At 42.4% G+C, this 21,949-nt stretch carries 15 protein-coding genes and 1 pseudogene; 9 read left to right on the top strand and 7 right to left on the bottom strand.

The features are described 5' to 3' along the window. Nucleotides 1-63 precede the first annotated feature (63 nt). Nucleotides 64-369 (top strand): hypothetical protein, encoded by a 306-nt coding sequence (locus AC3KVK_RS11865; protein WP_490312968.1) that lies wholly within the window; start codon nucleotides 64-66, stop codon nucleotides 367-369. 479 nt (nucleotides 370-848) lie between these two features. Here AC3KVK_RS11865 and AC3KVK_RS11860 read toward each other — a convergent pair. Then, nucleotides 849-1,994: pseudogene (locus tag AC3KVK_RS11860) on the bottom strand (IS3 family transposase). Between the two features lie 39 nt (nucleotides 1,995-2,033). On the opposite strand from AC3KVK_RS11860, the gene AC3KVK_RS11855 reads away from it, so the two are divergent. Next, nucleotides 2,034-2,285 carry a type II toxin-antitoxin system YafO family toxin gene (locus AC3KVK_RS11855; RefSeq protein ID WP_490312967.1) on the top strand — a complete coding sequence of 84 codons (252 nt, stop codon included), beginning with the start codon at nucleotides 2,034-2,036 and terminating at the stop codon, nucleotides 2,283-2,285. 8 nt (nucleotides 2,286-2,293) lie between these two features. After that, complete coding sequence (locus AC3KVK_RS11850; RefSeq protein ID WP_490312966.1) at nucleotides 2,294-2,566, top strand: hypothetical protein; 273 nt, start codon at nucleotides 2,294-2,296, stop codon at nucleotides 2,564-2,566. Between the two features lie 312 nt (nucleotides 2,567-2,878). On the opposite strand, the gene AC3KVK_RS11845 is transcribed toward AC3KVK_RS11850, so the two are convergent. Then, on the bottom strand, nucleotides 2,879-3,541 hold the full coding sequence (locus AC3KVK_RS11845; RefSeq protein ID WP_490312965.1) for a flavin reductase family protein: 663 nt from the start codon (nucleotides 3,539-3,541) through the stop codon (nucleotides 2,879-2,881). A 57-nt stretch (nucleotides 3,542-3,598) separates the two neighbouring features. Beyond that, on the bottom strand, nucleotides 3,599-5,731 hold the full coding sequence (locus AC3KVK_RS11840) for a winged helix-turn-helix domain-containing protein (protein WP_490312964.1): 2,133 nt from the start codon (nucleotides 5,729-5,731) through the stop codon (nucleotides 3,599-3,601). 171 nt (nucleotides 5,732-5,902) lie between these two features. On the opposite strand from AC3KVK_RS11840, the gene AC3KVK_RS11835 reads away from it, so the two are divergent. Both AC3KVK_RS11835 and AC3KVK_RS11830 read left to right on the top strand, forming a co-directional pair. Further along, nucleotides 5,903-7,732: a serine hydrolase domain-containing protein gene (locus AC3KVK_RS11835; RefSeq protein ID WP_490312963.1), complete on the top strand. Its 1,830-nt coding sequence runs from the start codon at nucleotides 5,903-5,905 to the stop codon at nucleotides 7,730-7,732. 183 nt (nucleotides 7,733-7,915) lie between these two features. Then, a complete protein-coding gene (locus tag AC3KVK_RS11830) occupies nucleotides 7,916-8,623 on the top strand; it encodes an outer membrane beta-barrel protein (RefSeq protein WP_490312962.1) in 708 nt (235 codons plus the stop codon). A gap of 85 nt (nucleotides 8,624-8,708) precedes the next feature. Here AC3KVK_RS11830 and AC3KVK_RS11825 read toward each other — a convergent pair whose 3' ends face one another. The 3 genes from AC3KVK_RS11825 to AC3KVK_RS11815 form a co-directional block, all read right to left on the bottom strand. After that, nucleotides 8,709-10,559 (bottom strand): DUF885 domain-containing protein, encoded by a 1,851-nt coding sequence (locus AC3KVK_RS11825; protein ID WP_490312961.1) that lies wholly within the window; start codon nucleotides 10,557-10,559, stop codon nucleotides 8,709-8,711. A 238-nt stretch (nucleotides 10,560-10,797) separates the two neighbouring features. After that, on the bottom strand, nucleotides 10,798-11,496 hold the full coding sequence (locus AC3KVK_RS11820) for a LytR/AlgR family response regulator transcription factor (RefSeq protein ID WP_490312960.1): 699 nt from the start codon (nucleotides 11,494-11,496) through the stop codon (nucleotides 10,798-10,800). Next, entirely contained in the window at nucleotides 11,481-13,112 is a 1,632-nt protein-coding gene (locus tag AC3KVK_RS11815) for a histidine kinase (RefSeq protein ID WP_518526910.1), read from the bottom strand. Before AC3KVK_RS11815 ends, AC3KVK_RS11820 begins: the two co-directional genes overlap by 16 nt. Before the next feature lie 86 nt (nucleotides 13,113-13,198). Between AC3KVK_RS11815 and AC3KVK_RS11810 the strand changes: the two genes are divergently transcribed. Both AC3KVK_RS11810 and AC3KVK_RS11805 read left to right on the top strand, forming a co-directional pair. Next, nucleotides 13,199-14,059: an ABC transporter ATP-binding protein gene (locus tag AC3KVK_RS11810; RefSeq protein WP_490312958.1), complete on the top strand. Its 861-nt coding sequence runs from the start codon at nucleotides 13,199-13,201 to the stop codon at nucleotides 14,057-14,059. Further along, complete coding sequence (locus tag AC3KVK_RS11805) at nucleotides 14,056-17,229, top strand: M1 family aminopeptidase (protein WP_490312957.1); 3,174 nt, start codon at nucleotides 14,056-14,058, stop codon at nucleotides 17,227-17,229. The genes AC3KVK_RS11810 and AC3KVK_RS11805 overlap by 4 nt, the downstream gene beginning before the upstream one ends. A gap of 76 nt (nucleotides 17,230-17,305) precedes the next feature. On the opposite strand, the gene AC3KVK_RS11800 is transcribed toward AC3KVK_RS11805, so the two are convergent. Continuing rightward, nucleotides 17,306-17,587 (bottom strand): hypothetical protein, encoded by a 282-nt coding sequence (locus tag AC3KVK_RS11800; protein ID WP_490312956.1) that lies wholly within the window; start codon nucleotides 17,585-17,587, stop codon nucleotides 17,306-17,308. Nucleotides 17,588-17,821: 234 nt separating this feature from the next. Between AC3KVK_RS11800 and AC3KVK_RS11795 the strand changes: the two genes are divergently transcribed. Next, entirely contained in the window at nucleotides 17,822-19,075 is a 1,254-nt protein-coding gene (locus AC3KVK_RS11795) for a hypothetical protein (RefSeq protein ID WP_490312955.1), read from the top strand. Nucleotides 19,076-19,207: 132 nt separating this feature from the next. Beyond that, nucleotides 19,208-21,940 carry a CHASE domain-containing hybrid sensor histidine kinase/response regulator family protein gene (locus tag AC3KVK_RS11790; RefSeq protein ID WP_490312954.1) on the top strand — a complete coding sequence of 911 codons (2,733 nt, stop codon included), beginning with the start codon at nucleotides 19,208-19,210 and terminating at the stop codon, nucleotides 21,938-21,940. Nucleotides 21,941-21,949 lie beyond the last annotated feature (9 nt).

Below are 21,949 nucleotides of genomic sequence, written 5' to 3'. Positions count from 1 at the left end.
AAAAATCAATCCAATAAAATTAGCCGTATATTGCGGCGTTAGCTTTCATGGAGGATATTAGAAATGGAAAGTTTGATTTTAATTACGGCACTTATTTTAATTGTGTTTAGTTCACCTGCTTATATTTCTTTTACGTCTACTAAAGTAGGTAACTCGTCCGCATTTTGGCAACTCTACTTTGCTGATGCGCAGCCGAGAGTAATTTTAACTTTTATAACATTTCCCATTATCGGTTTTTTAAGTATCATCGATTTGGTTTTATGTATTTTTGGTAAGGCTAAATTTACTAAATCAATGTTTATTTCAGCATGTTTTACTATCTGTTGGTCAGCATTGTTGTTTTCAGGTTTGTTTGTAATTTCAAGCTAACAAGCCATTCAATCGGACAATTTACAGTTGGCTTTGTTCGCTTCGCTCATTATTTTAGCCAACTACAAATTGCCCATTAATGGGGCGTTAGCAGCCAAGTGTCGCTGCAAGTATAGCGTCTGAATAAAGTTTTTAGTTCAGTGTTCCGGTGCTTAAATTAGTTCGGCTTTGCTGGCATTATTGTAACAAGCACCGTAACCAAAATTGTGCTTACAAGCACACTTAACATTTGTGATCAGGTGCATTTAAATTCAGCGCATATGCCTTAATTGGCAAAAGCGTATAAATAATAAAAATAGGTGGCAGGCATTCCCGTAATTTCAGTGTATGCACCTGCCAAAAAGTGAAACAGCGGTTTGTTGGTTTATTAAAAATCTTAACCAAATCAAAAGGCTGCTAACAAGCAATTCAACAGGGATAAAAAACTTGCGGGCTATTCGCTTCGCTCAATTTTAGCCCACTGGACTTCCCAGCTTTCACTAGACAGTTTTTAATTCAGAATAATACGCTTCTTCAAACTTAGCAGGTGAAACACCGCCTGTGTGAGTGGCGCTTTTTTGGATTGTAAAACATTTCTATAAAATTGAATATCTCACCTTTCGCATCTTCCCGTGTCGAATATATCTTACGCTTAACTATTCGCTTTTTAATTGTCGCAAAAAAGCTTTCAGCAACCGCATTATCATGACAGTTCCCAGCGCGGCTCATCGAAGGCACAAGATTATGTTCTTTCATAAATGCGAGATAGTCAGCGCTACCGTATTGACTACCTTGATCACTATGCACCATTACCTCAGCCTTCGGTTGACGTTGATATACAGCCATCAATAGTGCGTTTATAACAAGGTGCTTATCCATATTTTTATCCATCGACCAACCCACAATACGCCTAGAGAATAAATCCATTACTGTTGCCACATATAAAAAGCCTTCATAAGTTCTTATGTAAGTTATGTCGCTCACCCATGATTGATTCGGCGCAGGAGGGTTAAATTGACGCGCTAATAAGTTATCTGCAATCCGCGATGTCTTACCGCCTTTAATATGGCGACGCTTATACCCAATTTGCGCTTTAAGTTTATGTTGTCGCATGATCTTAGCGACACGATTTACGCTGCATTGCTCACCGGCTTCACGCAAGTCTGTATGTATCCAAGGGCTACCATACGTGCCGCCACTGGCTACATAAAATTCTTTAATGAGTTTCAATAAGCGATTATCTTCAAGCGCTCTATCGCTTAAAGGCTTTTTTAACCACGCATAAAAACCGCTGCGGTGCAGCTTAAAAAGGCGGCACATTGTCGTGATAGAAAATTCATCTTGGTGATCACGAATGAAGCCGTACTTTACTCGGGGTTGCTGGCAAAGTACCTTGCGGCCTTTTTTAAAATGTCTCGCTCCTCCGTGACACGTTTTAACTCAGCCTCTAATTTAGCGATCTTCAGTTTTTCATCAGATGATTGAGCGGATTTAGGTTTATCAGATAACTGGCTCCGCCAGTGATATAACGTTTTGGTACAAATATCTAATCGCTCAGCGACTTCTGCAACTGAATATCCACGCTCAGTAATTTGTTTAACAGTCGCTTCTTTAAACTCTTGGGTATACCGTTTGCCTTTGCTCATAAAACACCTCTTATTAGAAGTTACAATGTAACTTATTGGGTGTCTAGCAAACTATGGGAAGTCCAATCTCACATCCATATTAGAGATTCTTCATCCAAACGTTGGCATTTGAAGAAGCTTTCATATCATAAGACCAGTAACACCGCGTTGATCTACTGCGAGGGCTTTTTGAATAAAAATTACTTTTTACTCTTAGGTTTTATTGAAAATGCTCATCAATTATGTAAATTAAAACCACTTTACTTAATGGAATTGGCCGACGTAGCTGAACGCTTTCGTGAAAAGTTTTAGGAGGTAGTATGAGTATTGAGTTGAATTGGGAAAAAGGACTGCCCTCATTTGTTGGTATGTATTTTGTTGCGGTAAAACTAGGGGCAGCTGCAGGCGTCTATGATTTTGCTCAGTGGAATGGCTCGGCGTGGGAGTTACAAATAGAGGGTGACATAATTGCTTATGTAGATATTCAAGAATTCAAGAACTCCTTGGATATCAAATGGCCTGAAGATGTAGTTATAGAAAGAGAACTTCAACAGCTATCAGAAGATGACTCTGAACTTTGGTCAGAATCCTAGGGCTAAAAATACATGATAAAATACATGACACTCATCAATATCTCGTTGAAAAACTACAATAGTGAGTTTAATTTTAATTAATCACTTCCTGTTTTTGTGGTTAAAATGGGAATAAAGTGGTGGGAGTCATAAATTTTTATGCTAGCTCGTGGTATTGGTAGCACAGTCAGATTTGATTAAATCCTATTAATCAAACCTGACAAGTAAAGCTAAGGCTTATTTACTCACACTTATTCCGTTTGTTCCGCTATCCCACTTATTTAGCTCAGCTAACTCAATTTACTCAGACTTTGCGTTAGTCAAATAGGGAGGTTATTTTGGGCGGCTGACTTTGAATATTTCGTTTAAATCGGCATATTCGGCCGCGCCTAAGCGGGCGAGGGGATCTAAGCCGAGGGCATCAATTTTACTGCGTCCTTTTTCATCAAGTTCAATAATGCTGTCGTCAATATAGGCTTGGGTTACTTCAACAAACATCAGTTTCATAGGCAGCTCTCCCATTTCAACCACTTTATGCAACTTGCAGGCATAGGCCACTTTACATTGTTGAATACGTCCAAGGTTTGAGCCCGTAAAATCCACCAGATCGAGCTCAAGTAAGTCTAACTCTGATTGATCGTTGGGTAAGGTTGCCGCCGATTGCGTGACGTCATCAGCGAGGTCGCAACTGGCAATATGAATCACCAGCTCTTTTGTTACTTCGACATTGGTTGCTGAATCTTTGTATTCCCCGCACGGTTTTTGTCCAACCGCATACATTAATATCGGTGGGTTGGAGCTGACCGCAGTAAAGTACGAAAAAGGCGCCAGATTCAGCACGCCGTGGGAGTTTTTAGACAGCACCCATGCAATGGGTCTTGGAATAATGGTTTGGGTAAGAGTATGGTAAATGTTATTGGCTGAAAGAGCCGAAAAATCAATAATCATAACGCTGTGAGTCAATGCAAAATCTGTTAGGTGGCGTAAAGCTCGCATGTTCTATCAGGGAAGTAAAGAGCTGCAGAACACACGAGTCGACTTGAGTATTCTGGATCACCAATTCATTTTAATGATATCACTTTGTGCACTTAAGGATTCAACTTGAAGGAGCTGCTGTTTTTCTGGCTGGATATCAAAATTGAGGCGAAAGCGGTTGTTACCAGTTGAATAACATGTTGGAGTCATTGCAGGAGTTTGGTCTGTCATTGTGTAACATAAGAATGACGCGCGCCCCTGACGATAGGTGTAATACAGTCTATTTGTGTGTAATTGCCAGCGGTGTAAATTGGCTGATGGTAGTTGGACGATAGGCTGTTGTTTTGTCCATTTGCCTTCTTTGAGAGTTAGTTTCCAGGCGAGTAAGCTGCTATCGACACCGACTCCATTTTGCGGATCATGTAAATTCGGTCGAAAACTTATCATGTTGCTGATAAGGTGCTGTCGCTGCTGCGTTTGAATGTCGAACAAGATTATAGAAGGTTTGTTGCCGACAAAGTGGGTTAAATACAGTTTTTTCTCATCAAACCATACGGGGTTATCGACTTTTTCTAGCGCGTTGGTGAGATAGTGTGCAGTACTTTGTGCCAAGGTTTTATCGTCTGTGCTGAGGTAAAATAAGCGGCCATTTTCTATTCCTGAAATATTCTTACCACTACTAGAAATTGATAAGTTACTGATTTGTTTATTATTGAAGCTTGCTAATGGTTGGCTTTGATTGTTTTTGTCGAGTTTTGTTATCGTACTAGTTTGGCCAATTAAACTAACAAAAATGACAGAGTCATCTGCGAACGAGTAACGAGGTAAGTCTTGCGCACCTGGTAAATTCATGAGTCGTGCACTTTGCATTATTGATGCTGGCTGTTTAAGATTATTTTGGCTGGCTAATGACTTGATCGGCCTTTCTTCAAGATCTAAGAAGTTGCCATTATGTTGACGTAAAATATAACAATTCTCCCCACAGCTGGCATAAATATCGTTGCTGTTAAGCGGGAGTGTTGGTTCAATTTCAAACTGATTGCTATTGATTTGATATCGAATACTTTGACCAAAAAAACTACTGGCTATAATTGCGCGATCATCGTATTGCCATGTTAGACGACTCGGGCTAAAAGGTAGTAGTGTTTGAGTCAGCATTTTACCGCTAGCTTGGTCCATTACGATTAGTGACGTTTGCTGTGGGCTGACCTCTCTTAAAATCGCCAGTCTGGTTCCATCATGTGATAACGCCCCTAAATAGTCGCCTCGTCCTGATACATTGGGAAATGAGATCGGGGCTATACTGTGATGTTCAAAATTAAACTGATAGAGACTAAGTGGCTTTTGACTCTGACCCTCTTGCGCCAATAACAAACCTTCATCGTTCTTAAGCCAACCAATAACAAACTTGTTTTTTAATTCTGGGTGGGTGAGTTGTGCATTGCTGAGGACTTCATTGTCTGTGTTGAGTTGCACAATATGCAATGTCGACAGGCCTTCTAAGAGGCGGTTGAATGCAATCTTTGTCCCACTGTTTGACCAATAACTATCGGCATAGCTGCCGTTATCCCAACTGAGTCGGTGCACATTATTGGTTGTGAGATCTTTCGTATAAAGTTGTTGCGGGCTATGTTTTTCCTGACGATGAAGAAATAACAGCTTGTTTGTCGGCTTATGATAATGTGCGAAGACCTCTGAGCCAGGGAGCGTGGTTAGTTTAGTCACTTTAACTGAGTGTGAGCTGGGTGTTTTAGCCGCATGAAGGCTGACCTCATAACCGATCCACCAGAGCAGAATGACAGCGACAAAAACCATTAACCACAAGGATTGCAGGGTGGGTTGTTTATTGCTGATTTGAGGTGGCGTATTTTCGTTAAACATGGCTTGCGTAGGGGCTAACCATTTGTAACCTTGCTTCGGAATCGTTTTGATAAACCGAGGCGAACGGGCATCGTCATTAAGGATGAGCCGCAGCTTTTTTATGGCGGCCCGGATCGCTTCATCGGTCACAGGCCGATTGGCCCAGACTTCTTTTTCAATGGTATTTCTATCAACAATATTGGAACCATGTGAGAGAAATAACACCAATAAACTAAATAATTGCGGCTCTATTTTGAGACGGTTGTGTTGATGGTGAAGCTGTTCAGAGTCAATCAATAGCTCAAAGTCGAAGAACTGATAACTCAGCACTTTCTTTGACATATTTACCATAAAACAATCACCTAGAGTCATGTGAATTTTTGTGAACACCCCATCTTGGCATAGATTCACGAGTATTTACAAAACTTTCTTAGGCTCTGTTTGCACATTCGTTCAAATTAGGGCTTTGAGAGCTTTTAAAGCTTATTGTGAAGTCATTACTAAAAGGATTAACGAGTGGGAATGTTTTTTAAAAAATTGGGTGGGCTATTTGTTTTATGTACGTTGTTTATTTCGAGTCAGGTGTGTGCGGTAGCGTATTCTAAAGCGGAAAAACTCGAAGATTTAGATCAGGCTATCGCTGCCATCATTAAAAAAGAAGGGGTGCCTTCATTAGCGTATGCGATTGTGCGTAAAGGAGAGAACCCGCAGATACGGGTGTTTCATTCCGATGGCAGTATTGCACCAAGTAATGCAAATGCTCGGCCTTATCGGATAGCATCAATTAGTAAAATGTTTGTGGGTATTGCCGTGATGCAACTGGTTGAAAGTGGTCGCGTGTCACTATCGGATAATTTATCGGATGTGTTACCGCAATTTAAATTTGTTAATGCGTGGCAAGATAGTCACCCAGTGAAAGTTGCTCATTTACTCGAACACACTACTGGCTGGGATGAAATATCGCTAGCGGAGTTTGCTTTTGATAACAATAAACCATTAAGTATGGCTGCATCACTGGCTATAAATGAAGCTCATCGTGAGTCGCGTTGGCCTCCTGGAACGCGCCATGCGTATACGAATTCAGGGGCGACCGTCGCTGCTCATTTAGTAGAAACGCTTACCGGCATGAATTTTTATGAATATGTACAACAGCATATTTTCGAACCACTCGAGATGAATACCGCAACTTATGATCCGCAGACTCAAATAACTGGGTTTCATCAAGGTCAAGTGGTTGATTATAAAAATATTTTGATGCGGCCATCAGGTGCGGTCTCTGCAAGTATTATAGATATGAGTAAACTGCTGCATTTTTTTATCAATCGAGGGAATGGTTTATTAAACGAGCAAACCGTGTCATTGATGGAGCGCTCCCAAACAACAAATGCAGGTCATTTTAAGGCGGGGTATGGGTTGAGTAATTACGCTCGTTACTATGATGGTTGGCAATATCGGGGTCACGATGGGGCTTTGCCGGGTTGGTTGTCTGAGCTTAATTACTCGCCAACTCAAGGGGCCGGGTTTGTCGTGTTACAAAATAGCGATCAATCAACTGCGTACCGTCAAGTTATCAAATTAATTTCAGCATATTTAGCGACACAATTTTCACCCCCTGCTTTTTCCACAACCACTGTTCCTGAGGTTTGGCAGCAAAAATCGGGTTATTATCGTTATATCAATCCGCGTATTTCGACGCTATTTTTTCTCGAGCGATTATCCGCAACCTATACGTTGACGGTGGATAAAAAAACAGCCGTGTTTTCGCAACTTTTACCGCCAGGTTGGAAGCGTAAGTTAAGCTGGGATGAGTCGAATGGGTGGGTGAATGAAAGAGGTGAGCCTGTGATGACTCTTGCAACCGATCCTGTTGCAGGTGAAGTCATTCATTATGGCGATCGGGTGTTGACCAAAGTCTCGTTGGTGAACGCATGGGCAGATAAAGTCACTTTATTCGCTTGGCTGTTATGTTTGTTTATTGCATTTATATACAGCCTTATTTGGCCTATCAATTGGCTTCGTAACAAAATTAATGACACGTTAGCGCTTAAAAATCGTATTTTCTTGTCGGCCAGTATGTTCTCTACGCTTATGTTCATCTGTTTTTTAGTGGTGGGACTGTTATCGCCAATTCATCGTTTGGGAGAGATCGGGGTTATTTCAATTGGCCTGTTGGTCAGTTCATTACTGCAAGTAATCATCTGCCTGTATGCGTGTTGGCAAATATTTTTTGTACGTATTTCGACGAAAAAGGGTGTGCTGTATTGGTTTATTCGTATTTTTTTGGTCTCACAAATAATCGTACAAAGTTACTTAGCGTGGTTCGGGATTATCGGGATCTGTGCTTGGCAATGATGTAAGAGACGCCAGACGAAAGAGGGCTAGTCGGCTGTTTAGAAATTAGCTAGCCTTCGGTTAAAGGGATGATCCAATTGGAGATTATCTACATTTCTCAACATTTTCCAACAGTTTAGCGCCAGAAACTTACAAAGCTTCGTTTTAACATGATTGCCATATCGTCAATGAAAGGAAAAAATCATGTTAAAACAAGCAATGGCTTTGGTGTGTTTATGTGTAGCTGCAACGACTCAAGCGAATGAGCTGAGCGATCAAAATTTAGTGACTCGCTCGCTGACTCTTAAAGACAGTGAAGTGAAGCTGTCGGGTAATCTTAGCTACGCCAAAAACGACAGAGATAATGAAACTATGATTGGTTTCGATGCAGGTTATGGTATCACAGACAATTGGAGTATCAATTTAGGTCATACCCGTTATCGTTTTTTAGAACGCGCCAGCAATGATCTTGGCTTAGAGTTAACCTTTGGTGCGGGCATCAAAGGGGCGTATGAAACGGCTGATAAGCAAGATGTACTGGGCTATGGTGCAGATTTACTCGGTAAATATGTGTTTACACAAGAGACTGCGGTGTTATTTAGCTCACAATATGTGTTTTGGAATCAGCCAAGCAAGATAGCGAATGCAGATGAATGGCGTTTTTCTGTTGGGGTTCAGCAACGTTTGTATGAACACTTAGTCTTCAGCGCCGGTTATACTTACCGCGACTTGAATGATATGACCCAGTCGGATGCTCACGAAGCGAACTTGAGCTTAAATTACGCATTGACCAAACAACTTGATTTAGCTGTGTTTGCAACACATTCGAATTTTGATCCAGTTGAAAATGGTTTTACTTACGATAGCTCAAATAAGCAAGGGGTTGGTGCGCACGTCAGTTATCGCTTTTAAAGAGTTGCTGAGCTGCTGATAAAGATAAAAGCTGGCGTACCTTGCACTCAGAGAGACACTGAATGCAAGGTACGGTTACTTGGGGCTAATTTAGTTTTTGTGCGACGTAGTCATCAACAATTTTCGTTAATATATCCAGCGGCACAGCGCCATTTTTGAGTACCACATCGTGGAACTCAGCTAAATCGAATTGCTCTCCTAGGCGCGCTTTTGCAGCTTGGCGGATTTCTAGAATTTTCATCATCCCGACTTTGTAAGCGGTCGCTTGGCCTGGCATGACGATGTAACGCTCAATTTCAGACGTCACGTCAGATTCTGCCATCCCAGTATTGGCGAGCATGTAAGTGATGGCTTGCTCACGTGTCCATCGTTTGTGATGAATACCTGTATCGACCACAAGTCTCACCGCGCGAAACAGCTCTGCTTGTAAGCGCCCAATGTTGTCGTAAGGATCAGCTTGAAAACCAAGCTCCCAAGCCACCTGTTCAGCATACAATGCCCAGCCTTCAGTGTAAGCCGTAAAAGGAGACGCTTTTCTAAATAGCGGCAAGCCTTCTGCTTCCATACCTATCGCAATTTGAAAGTGATGCCCGGGCACGCCTTCATGGTACGCCAGAGTGCGCATTGAATATTTGGGGGTGGCTTTTATATCGTATAAATTGGCGAAAAACATCCCTGGACGAGAGCCGTCAATGGCGGGTTGTTGATAATAAGCCCCCGGTGCGGTTTTTTCTTTAAACTCCGGAATGCGGCGTACTTTCATGCCTGCTTGTGGGCGAATGTTAAACGTTCCATCAAGACCGGCACTGATTTCATCTAAAATGGTTTGATAATCGTCGAGTATTTGCTGGCGACCTTCATCGGTATCTGGGTAGTAAAATTGCGGTTGTGCTTTGAGCGCTTCAATCGCTGGGGTAAACCCTGCGCTGGTATCAAACCCTTCGCTGGCCAAAATAGTGAGGATTTCAGCTTGAATGCGGTCCACTTCACGCAGGCCGGTGTCGTGAATATAATCGGCTGTATAATTCGTGGTGGTGTAAAACTTCAGTGAACTGGCATAGGCTTTATCGCCATTTGGCAACTTCCAGAAGCCATCATCAGTGGTGGCTTTGTCTTTTAGCTCGGTGAAGTAATCAATAAATAACTGGTAAGCGGGGTGAACCGAGGTCTGCATTTGGCTGGTGACATCCGCTAAAATGCGGCTTTGTACGCCATCATTAAACACAGACTCTTGGTTTGCTTGTGCGGCTTGCTCTGCTTTGTTCATTTTTTCTTGTAATGAGACATATAAAATATTGTCAGTAATGGGTTTATCAACAAATTGCTGCATTTCGTCTAACACACGTTCAATCACAAAGCGCGGTGGAATAATGCCTTTTTCTTCGCGCAGTTTGAGCCCTTCAAGACTTTGGCTAAATTTGCGCTTTACTTGTGACAAGCGGCTAATGTAATTGTCGGCATCTTCGATGGTCGAAACTTGATGCTGTGCATCCATAAAGCTTGGAAAACCATTTTGAATGCCAAACAGCTGATTGACAGGGTAACCATGGTAACGAAATTGAGTGGCTTCATTAGCAAAATCAAGCAAGTACAAAGCTATTTCTTTAGACATTTGGTCCGATTTATCAAGCTCGTCATCGCCATATTGCGCGACCCCTTGGCGAATTGCTGGCAGCATTTCATATAACTCGTTGGCTTTTGCGAGGCTGGCATCATCTAAATCTGCATTGTGACCTTTGATACCGATCCCTTCTAAAAAGCCGAGTGAGGTTAAGGTTTCGGGGCTATCAAAGGCCATTTGGACCATAGTGCGGTCAACATACGATTTAAAGCGTAGCGGTTTATCGGCATTCCATTCGTGGGCAATAAAACTTGCACCACTGAGTAATGCTAAGAGGAGCAGTAATCCTAGCCACTTTAAGGTTTTTTTAAACATTGCGTGTCCCTTGTTATTGTTTTTATCTGTGGGTAAGAAACTGACTATACAGGAGTTAAAGTAATTATTTAATGTTTTGTTTACAAACTAACCGGCCCGATTTATTGGCCGCTAATCGAGAGCCTATTTGAAAAGTAGCCCTACTTTTTTGGGGCTAAGCGTTTACTCGCTGCTCATATACTTTAAAAAGGGGAAAATGCTCAGTAGTTGAGTTTTAGTGGCTCAACCCCTTTGATGATTAAAGCCAGGTTTGACTGATGGCCTTGTACGATTTTCCAATTTTTATTTCATGGCCACCGACTAATTGCAGTGATTGAGTCGTGAGGGCGGTGATGCATTGTTTATTGACCACAAACGATTTATGCACTTGGACAAAAAACGCATCCGGTAGCTCGGTTAACAGCTGCTTAAGCGTGGTGTTAGCCAAAGTCATCACGTCACCTTGCCATACTTTGACGTAATTGCCATAGGCTTCGAGGTAACTGATATCTTTGAGGGCGACTTTGTGTTTTTCTCGTTCAACCTTTAGCACGATGTGGCCCGATAAATTCAGAGGTACTTCAGGTGACGATGGCTGTGCGAGCTGCGCACGTACGCGTACTTTATCAAGTGCGACACTGAGTCGTTTTGCATCAACGGGCTTGAGTAAATAGTCGGTCACATCGAGTTCAAAACCCTGTAATGCGTATTCTTGATGGGCACTGATAATGATCACCTGCGGGCGATTAGCGAGCACTTTTAATAATTCAATTCCACTCAATGCGGGCATATTGATATCTAAAAACAGTAAATCGATAGCCTGATTGGCTAAAAAGCACAGCGCATCGGTTGCGTTGAAACATTGGCCGCAGACATGGATATCTGGATGGGCTTTGAGGTGATGCAGCACAACTTGGTGGGCGAGTGGTTCATCATCAACAATTAGGGCATTGAACATGGGGTGAGCTCCAAGGTCAGAATTGTGTGCCAGCAGTGATCACTGTTTAGTTGGGTAAGTGTATGTTTATTTGGGTATATCAGTGCCAAACGACGCCTTAAATTCAATAAACCCATACCGCCAACCTGCGGTGAAGTCGTGGAGTGGATGGGGTTTTTGCACTCAACAATAAGCTGGTTGGCGCTCAGCGAAACACGAAACTCAACGGTCACTGGTAAAGTGGTGGGTTCCACACCGTGTTTGATGGCATTCTCTAATAAAATAATCAGTAATAATGGTGCAATAGTGAAATGGTGTGAGTGTGCTGGCCATTGAGTGAAAAATTGACATTTATCACCACTGCGAATGGTTTGCAGAGCAATGAAACTTTGTAAGTATTCGAGATCTTTTTCAAGACTGACTTGTGATTTTTGTCCTTCATAGACACTGTATCGCAGTAAATTAGCCAGTTGCAACACCAGTTCTGGTGCTTCATCTGATTGGGTTAAGGTTAGCGCATACAAATTGTTTAAGGTGTTGAACAAAAAATGCGGGTTAATCTGTTGTTGCAACAATTTGAGTTCAGTTTGGGTTTGCTGATTGGCGATTTCATTGAGCTGGGCGTGCTGTTGTTGACGCTCAAACGCTAAAATAATTGGGGTGCTGATCCCTAAAAATAAGCACATAAATTGATAATTATCGCGGTTAAACACATTACGGTCGGCACCTGGCGTGAGGTTCGCAATGGTAGGGGGCAAGTCATTAATCGGCAATTGGAGCAGCAGCCAAATCGTAGTGGGTGTGGCGAGTAATAAGGTAATGAGACAATAAAACAAAAAGGTTAACACGCCATGTTGAGTCAGTATGCGCCGAATCAAAAAATAACGCGTGAAAAAGTATAGGCTGAGCGCAAACAAGGCGTAGAGACTCAATTGCCAAAAATAACCCATAAATTGCCCAAATTGTGAGGCGATTTTCCCGACCTCTAAGCGCAGTGCAAAGGGCTGATTGAGCATTGGCTCAATGTGTGAGTTTAAAACCCCAGCCATCATGGTAGCCCAACCAAAGACCATCAATACGACGACAGCATCAAGTGAAAAAACAGCGTGTAACCAAGAAGTGTTAGGGCGCAATGTCTGGGCCATACGGTGTTGTGATACAAGCCAAACCGCACTGGAAACACAGCAAAATAGCCAACCTTGCCACCCTAAATAAAGGTTATCAGTAAATGACGTAAATAGATTGCTGGCAATAAGAAGTAACACGGGGTAGCCAATAAAGCCTGCAAGCCACATCGATAACGCTTTAAAATGTGTGGCTCGATACGCTGCCAGATGTGCGAATAACAATGGCAGACACTCAATCAGCAGTTGCAAATTAATCGACACATAAAGTGCGGGAGATCCAAGCCGCAGTGATAAAAATCGGATGTGCGCTTCGAGCATGATGGCTGCTAAAACAGGCATACAGATAAACAGCCACGATTGTAACAGTGCAAACCCATTTTTGTGGTGAGCCAAGGCCATGATGGATCTCATTTTTTTTGTTAAGTGTGACTGGTTTCTTACGCGTTGTAAGGCATTAAATGATGAAAGTACCGATTTATATGATGAAAGTAAAATATTATCTTTCATCATATAGTTCATTGCGTTAGACATGTATTACTGGGGATTTGTTGGGGCTTTTTTTAGCATAGGGTCATCAAGCTTTTAGGAGTATCCTCATGTTAACAATGACCAATATCCATAAAACGTACCCTGATGGGACTTGCGCACTTAATGATATTTCGCTGGCGCTACCGACCGGGATGGTTGGATTACTGGGCCCAAATGGGGCGGGAAAATCGAGTTTAATGCGTACGTTGGCGTGTTTGCAGTCGCCAGACAGCGGGTCAATTACCTTTGATGGCTGCGACATTCTCAATCATCCCGAAATACTGCGACGTCAGTTGGGGTATTTGCCTCAGTATTTTGGTGTTTACCCTAATATGAGTTGCCGTGCGCTTTTAGAGCATATTGCGATTTTAAAAGGCGTGAACAAAGCTGACTATCAATCACAAATAACGACCTTATTGGCTTTGACCCATTTAAGCCATGTGGCGGATAAAAAAGTGGTGAATTTTTCTGGGGGTATGCGTCAGCGTTTTGGGATTGCACAGGCATTACTGGGCGATCCTAAATTGATTATTATGGATGAACCAACCGCTGGGCTTGATCCGATGGAGCGAGAAAGCTTAAATAATCTGCTGGTGGAAATCAGTAAAAACCGCTTAGTGTTACTTTCGACCCACATTGTGGAAGATATCGAAAACTTATGTCATCACGTCGCGATAATCAATCAAGGCCGAGTTATTGAAAGTGGAGATGTCCAAACCTTACTCGCGCCTTTGCAAAATAAAGTATGGCAAACAGAAGGCGCCCCAAAAGACCACAGCAATGCGGTTGTTTTAAGTAAAAGTTATCGCTATGGGCAAAGTGCTTACCGACTTTATTGTGATGAACAACCCAGCCTAGATGCAGCCTTAGTCGCGACGACCTTACAAGATAAATACTTTTATGAGTTGAACCAGCAAGGAGCGCTATGATGTTGTTAATGAATGAACTGCGTTATGCACTGCGACAGCCGTTAGTTTGGTTATGTATGCTTATTCCGGTGTTGTTTTCGCTACTTTTATCAAGTGGCTTAGGAGCCACTCAAGTGGATCAGAGTAAGCAGCTCACATTGAACTTGATTGTCTTGCACATGATGGTATTGCCGGTTTTAGTCGCGGTTTTGTCTCCGGTTTTTTATCTTAGAGACCAACAAGCGGCCATGCATGAATTGATTGCCGTGACGCCGGTGTCTCAATTTAAGCGCGGTTTAGTGCGCATACTTGCAATGTGTGGATTAATTCTATCTGTGATGAGTGTCTGTTCGTTTGCGGTGCTGGGGCTGTATAATGAACAACTTGGATTTGATCCGCGTTTTACAGCAACGACAGCGTCGTTTATTGGTTTGCTTAGTGTGCCTAATATCTTATTGCTGAGTGTGCTGGGTTATGTTGTTTGTGTACGCTCAGTCAATTCGCTGCTCAACTATGTGGTCTTGGGAATAGTGCTAATGGGTTATCTTATGCTGGCCAGCGTGACTGGCAACCCGGTATTGGCGGGCAGCAATATTTTAAATGATTCGTTTTATCAGCTGTTTATTTGGCTCGACCCGTTTGCCTATACCGCAGTAATTAAGCATTTTTCAGCCAGTGCAGAGCAACTGAACGTGGCGTTGATGATCAACCGCGTAGTGGTGGTCTTGGTGAGTGGGTTAATTGCGTATCTCGCGTTGCAGTTTAATGGACAAAAAACTAGGATAAAGCACCGCCGTGATGAGGCACAAACTGCAGGCGTCGTCATTCAGTTGCAGTGTCAATACCAAAGTGTCGCGCTGCATGGCTCGTCTTTAGCGGCATTTTTGACCTTGCTGCGCACCTCAATTCATGCAGTCTTAGCTAATAAACTGATTTTGGGGATCGTGCTACTTTGGGGCGGGATGGTGTGGCACACAGTCGCATCATCAACTGGCTACATTGAGCCTATGTCCACACTGCGGTACACCAGCCAAGATGCTTTGAATCAATTTGCGTTTGATATGCTGCCATTACTGGGGACATGTTTCGTGGTGCTTTGCAGTTGGCAAGTGGTCTTTCTAGCGCAAAATAGCCAGATTGCGCAGCTATTGGCTGCAACCTCCCTTAAAACCGATCAATTAGTGCTTGCTCATCTAATGACGATTTGCGTGTTAGTGCTGCTTTTTTTAGGCAGCGCAGCACTGGGGTCGAGTGTCGCTCAGTGGTTTAGTGGTAGTGTGTATGATGGGCTGGCTTATGCAAAAACACTGAGTTTAGTTGGCTTGCCGTTGCTGATTTTTGCGGGGATCTGTATGGGTATTTGTCATTTTTGCCGCTCGCAAGTCACGGCTGGGTTAATAATGAGTATGATAGTGGTGGTCAAGTTCACCCCGGTGATGACGTATTTGGGCTTAACACATACTTTTTGGAGCATTGCTTGGACGCCGTTACAAGCGCCGGATGCTTTTTGGGGCTACCGAGCGAGTATGAGTAGTTATTGGCCCTATTTACAGGTGTGGTTGTGTGCATGCATCAGTGTAATTGCCACAGCAATGACCCTGAGTCATCGTGGTACAGGGTTAAACCGGGCGAAAATGAAACCTGTGCACGGGCTATTAATTGTGCCTTGGTTTATCACGGTCGCGGCGTTTATTAACCTTCATTTGCAACTAGTAGCCGAAAAGCCGTTAACTAACTCTCACAAACGCGAAGCATTTAAAGCACGCTATGAAATGCAATTTTCAGATTGGCGGCATCGCGCTCAGCCGAGTATTCGCCACTTAGATGCAAAGGTCGACTTTTACCCGATAAAACAACGGGCTGAGTTTAAGCTCACTTATACTTTAGTCAACCACCATACGGTTGCCATTAAGCAAGTCTTAGTGGGGCGAGCTGGTTTTTATCATTGGGCCGATGTCAGCCTAAATGGCGCAAGCATGGTGACGTTTGATCCAACATTAAACCAAGCGGTGTTTGAATTTGAACAACCGATGCAGCCAGGCGAAACTCGTACTTTAACGAGTGATCTGAATTATCAACAGCCGGTAGTTTGGCCGAGCCCAAGTCATCAATTTGTCACCCCTGAGCTGAGTTATATTCGCAGCGTGCCGTTTATTCCGACAGTGGGTTATCAAGAGAATTATCAACTGACTGATGCTCAGCTACGTGCTAAATACCAGTTAGCCCCTTTGTCACAACGTGCACCTTCAGAAATTTTTGCAGATCAAGAGACGTCGGCTCCTCGGTCGGATCGTTATGATTGGATGACAATCTCAAGCACCATTAGTACAGCGCAGGGCTATGTCGCATTGGCACAAGGAAGGCGTGTGGCTATGCGCACAAACAATGGCCGTGACATCTATCAATTTGAAACGTCTAGACCCATCCGGGCTATTGCAAGTTGGTTGACGATGCCTGTGGCTGCCAAGACAAAACAGCAACACGGGGTCACATTGCAAGTTTTTTCAGCGCATAAAAATCAGGCGGTGCAACTAAATCTAACGGCGATGGCAGATACCTTAGACTGGTTTAATGAGCACATTAGTGCGTATAAAGGCGAGCAACTGAGCCTGATCAGCGTGCCGCGTATCGGAATGACAGGCTATGCATTACCTCAACTGATCTTGATTAATGAGGATGTCGGGTTTCGCGCAACTCCGAGTGACGACGCCGGTTTCGACCAACGTTACCGCCGAGCTGTACATGAGACCGCTCATCAATGGTTTGGCCATGATATTGGTAATGGCGTCTCTGAGGACTCTGCATTTTTGGTGGAATCAATGGCAAAATATGTCGAATTAGTCATGCTTGACCAACATTATGGGCCCTCAGCCGTCGCGGCACTGGTTGCATACGAAACCAAGCGGTATCAACAACTCAGTGCAATGGATTTGCGAAAAGGGGTTGCACTAGTGGATGCCACGCAAAGCCATGATCTGTATTCAAGGGCGACGCTTGTCTTTGCAGAGCTGAGAGAAACCATTGGAGACGATGTGATTATTGAAGCGTTGCAAACGTTATGGCAGCGCCATGGTTACCCGCAACGCCCCGCCAACTCGATGGATTTTGTACGTTACCTAAAATTGGCCGCTGATCCGTCACATCACGCACTGATTGAGCGGCTTTTTTTACAACCGCCGATTAAAGAGTAGGCGTCGTTTTTTGATGGGCTAAATTGTTAGGAGGTATCGATACAATTTAGCCTAAAAGAGGTGGCGATCTCATAAGTTAGTCGTGTGCAGGGTCATCAAGAATTTCTTTTATGGTCGAAAATAATGGAAAGAACCAGCGATACTGTTTGCAAAAAACCTCAAATTCTTCAGCTGTACTACTGTTGTGAATCAAATGAAAGGTGGTTAGATTCGCCATTACAAAGAGCTTTAATTTTTGCCCGTTACCCTGTTTGTCTCCTTTAACGAGGCTCTGCTGATACTGGTCAAAATCATTTTTTACTGTATTGAGAAGTGCATCGCGCTCAGCAGGGCCGACACGAGGTATTGCTTGATTCATAACATCACTCTTGGTTAAAACGATGGCTATAGTAACAAATCAGTCAGGCAGTGATAACAACCTAAATGATTTTGAACGCACAGTTTGATTGACTGAATTGCCAACAATTGCGTGTACTCTTCTTTACAGCTGCCTCGAAAGTGTCTCGATTAAAAGTGATTCTTAGCTTTTTGGCAATAATGAACTTAGGTACAATTGCGCCTGATCTTGAGTTTATGAAAACGGTTTTTAGTTTTGAAATATTTCCGTCTGGTGAGTCTATCTGTGTGCTGTATTGCAGTACTTTATTTTTATAAAAATCTATATTCTTCAACCACTCAGCTAAATTTGTTGAGTTGGGCTGAGGTGAACTATTCTTTTGCAGATGAAGCAACGAATACTTGGTTTTTCAAAAATGTCTATGCCAAAGAGTATGAATCTGGTTTTGATAATGAAATTAAATATCAAGGCAATGCCAGTGCATTTATCGCCAGTAAAGCACATGTAAAAGATGAAAATAGCTTTGGTTTGTTGATGCAAAGTTTCGATCCGGTTGAATATCGGGGCCAACGAGTCAAAATTAATGCGTTTATTAAAACACAGAATGTCAGTACGCTAGCCGCTTTGTGGGGGCGGGTGGATACGCTGTTGCTCCCATCGGCGAGTTTTGACAACATGTCAGATCGGCCAATTTCAGGGAGTACCGATTGGCAGCCGTATTCAGTGGTCATTGATGTACCCGAGCAAGCTAGTAACTTTTCGTTTGGGTTTTATCTTGTTGGGACAGGTAAAGCCTGGTTTGATGATGTGTCTATTTCTGTGGTCGATCAATCAACGCTATTAACAGGCCCATTTCATCATAAAATGACCGCAGAGTTGATTGCGAAAAAGCAGCAACAACAGCATCAGCGCTTAACTAATTTGGGCTTTTTTGACACCCGACTGATTGAGCAGCCAAGTCAGTTAAACTTTGTTGATTTTGATTGTGAAACTTCGCTGAGTTGGCGTTGCGGCGAGTTATGGCATGATGGCGATAGCATCGCACTCGATGATAACCGCTTGTATGGCGCAAAAGCGCCACTTAAATTATCTCGGCAAGATGAACAGCCTTTTGGTGATCAGCCCACTGATTTGGTTGTCTATCAAAAAATTAATGCGCATCAATTTCGGGGTAAACGAATCCAAATATCAGCTATTTTTAGAGCGCAAGACGTTGCGTTAACGGCCTTGATTTGGGCGAGAGTGGTGGATCAGCACAATGCGATAATCAGTGCTGATAACATGGCCAACCGAGCCGCTGTTGGCAGTACTAATTGGCAAAGAGTCAGCCTCGAGCTTAATATTCCACATGAGGCGACAAGCATAACTTTTGGTCCGCAGCTTCGTGGCACAGGCATGTTGTGGCTTGATTCATTTAAAGTTGAAGTCGTCGGCGAATTGGATCCAGATCAGCGAACTTGGCATCAGTTGCACCCGACCAATCTGCAGCTTGATCTATCATTGAAATAGACCGAGTACGAATTAATTCAACTTATTAAATTTACTAAATATTATCGATGTTTATGGGACTTTTATTATTTTTCACTATACTGGAACTATCAAATCAATCTGGCTAGATCGCATTATACATTTAGGAAATAAATGCAGCATCAAAATGGACAGAAACTAGGAAACAAGCCAATATCTCATCATCAGTTATGGGTCTTTTTGGGGTCTTTTCTTGCGTGTTGGTTCCTCACTGAGCTAGGCCTGTGGTTTGACAATCCTTTTGGATTAACTAGCGTTATTTGGCCAGTAACGGGAACGATGCTAGGCCTATATTTGATATTTGGTTGGCCTGTCGCCTTAGCTTCGTCGATAGCTTTGTTTATCAGCTATAGCCAAAATGAATTTTTTGATACCTTGCCAATTGAGTATGCTCTACTGCTAGCTGTCGTTTCGATGAGTCACCTGATTTTTGTTAAATGGTTGGTTTTTCGATATTTTACTTTACCTCTCAAAACGGGCAATCCGTTTGAAATTATTCGATTTCTAATTTTAACTGGGCCAGTTTCTGCGCTGTTCTTTGCGCTAATTATGGGCTTAGTGTTAATGAACTGCGATCTTGAAACCAGTATTGTTTTTTATATCAGCGTTACTCGCTGGGTTGGCGATTTATTTTCCATTATATTTATAACGCCTGTAATGTTATTTGCTTATGAAAATAATATTGTGCGAAAAGCCCGCAAGCCTTTAGCTGCAACAATTACCAGTGCACTGGCTTATACGATGATCTGTTTTATGTTCAGCGTATCTCAAGCTAATTTTGAACATGAAAAACAACAACAGTTTATTAACTCAACCACTCCTTTTGTTGAGCGGGTTAATAGTGCACAGTCGACGATTAAGTTGTACTTAAAAGCTTTAGAAGCATTTTTTCAGGCGAATCCTCACATCTCTTGGCAAGAGTTCAATGATTTTACTGCCAGAGTTCAAGATGAAAAAGTACAAATAAGGGCGATTGGTTGGTTACCCCTTGTTTTGGCGAAGGATAAGCCGAAATTTGAACAGATGTTAGTGGATGAACAATTCAAAAATCAAAAAATTAAGCAACTCACCTCGGCAGGGTTTCAAGATGCCGAACATCAACCTTTTTATTTACCTATTCACTACCTTGCGCCATTAACCGGCAATCAATCAGCGATTGGTTTAGATGTGGTCAGTCACCCAATTGCGGGGCCTGCCGTTAAGGCTGCCATAGCGCAGCGCACATTTGTGGTCACGCCATTATTATCTTTGGCTCAACAACAGAATAAAACCACAGGTGTTGTAGTTTATTATCCGGTTTATTTCAAAAATCAAGCGCCTTCTATGCAATCGTTAATTGGTGTTGCTGAGGTAGTGCTGGAGTTAGAAATATTACTCGACCCTCCTTATAGCCACATTGAAAACCGGGCTTTTAGTTATCAATTATCTTATGACGAGAGTAATATTTATCCCTTGGTCAATAAGGACAATGCGTACCTACTTACTCACCCTGTTGAATTTTGGTTATTTGATAAAAAAGGGAAAATTAACTTTTTTAGCACTGATATTTTCGAATTAGGCCTATTAAATTGGAGTAGTTTCCTGATTGTTTTCGTTGGGATTGTGCTTGGCGTGGTGTGTGTGATGTTTGTATTTTTTATTGTGTCTTATAACTCTCGATTAAGTAAAAAAATCAATGAAAGTACCCAAGAGCTACAAATAAAGAACAATGAATTAGTCAAAGCGAATGAAGCGAAAAACTTATTTTTAGCCAATATAAGTCATGAATACCGCACGCCTTTAAATGCCATAATGGGTTTTAGTGAAATCGCTAAGGGAGAATCGAAAGAACAACATACGCGTAATTACCTCGAAAAAATCCATGATGCTTCGACGCTGTTATTAAGTATTGTCAACGATGTACTCGACTTTTCGAAAATGCAGGCAGGCCAATTGGCATTGGATAAATGTGTGTTTAATCCCGCTAAGGTTAGTGATGCTGTCATCGAAATGTTGGATGAAAAAGCGCGAACCAAAGGAATTGTATTTAATGCTACTTATGATGAAAATTTCTCAACTCTAATGGAAGGCGATGACCTTAGATATAAACAAATTCTGATTAACTTGCTCAGTAACGCAATTAAATTCACCGATGAAGGAAGTGTGTCACTAAAGGGAACAGCCAAAATTAAAGGCGATACTTGTTTTTTAACTCTTTGTATTAGTGATACGGGGATTGGTATTGCAACTGAGCATCAGAGTAAACTTTTTCAGTCATTTTCGCAGGCCGAGAGTACAACAACCCGAAAATACGGTGGCACTGGATTGGGTTTGTCGATAGTCAAACAATTAAGTAATCTCATGGGGGGGGATGTCATTTTAAAAAGCCAGGTAGGAAAAGGCTCTCAATTTATTGTGACGTTGCAATTAGATAAAGCCTCTGAACCTATTGCCGAGCTCCTTCATACTGAGCAGTTGATCAACGAGGTCGATTTGTCACACATGCACATCTTGGTTGTCGAAGATAATAAAATTAATCAAATCATCGTTGAAAAGCATTTGGAGAATTTATCAGTTAAATGCGATTTGGCCAATGACGGTCAAGATGCTTTGGTTTATTTGCAAACCCATACACCAGATCTAATTTTAATGGACTTGCAAATGCCGAACATGGATGGTTTCACGGCCTCAAAACTAATCAAGGAAAACGAACGGTTACACACTGTGCCCATTGTCATTTTAAGTGCGAGTGTCGGGAAGTTAGAGCGTGATAAAGCGAAAGAGCTTGGCATCGATGACTTTATTAATAAGCCGTTTAATCAGGCTGAGTTAAAAGCAATTTTAGCGAAATACCATGCGTTAGGTTAACTATGAACT

The sequence above is a fragment of the Pseudoalteromonas sp. J2K-J979 genome (genome assembly GCF_058169715.2).
Note: the sequence above shows the minus strand (reverse complement) of the source record. Positions and strands in the feature narration are given on the sequence as shown.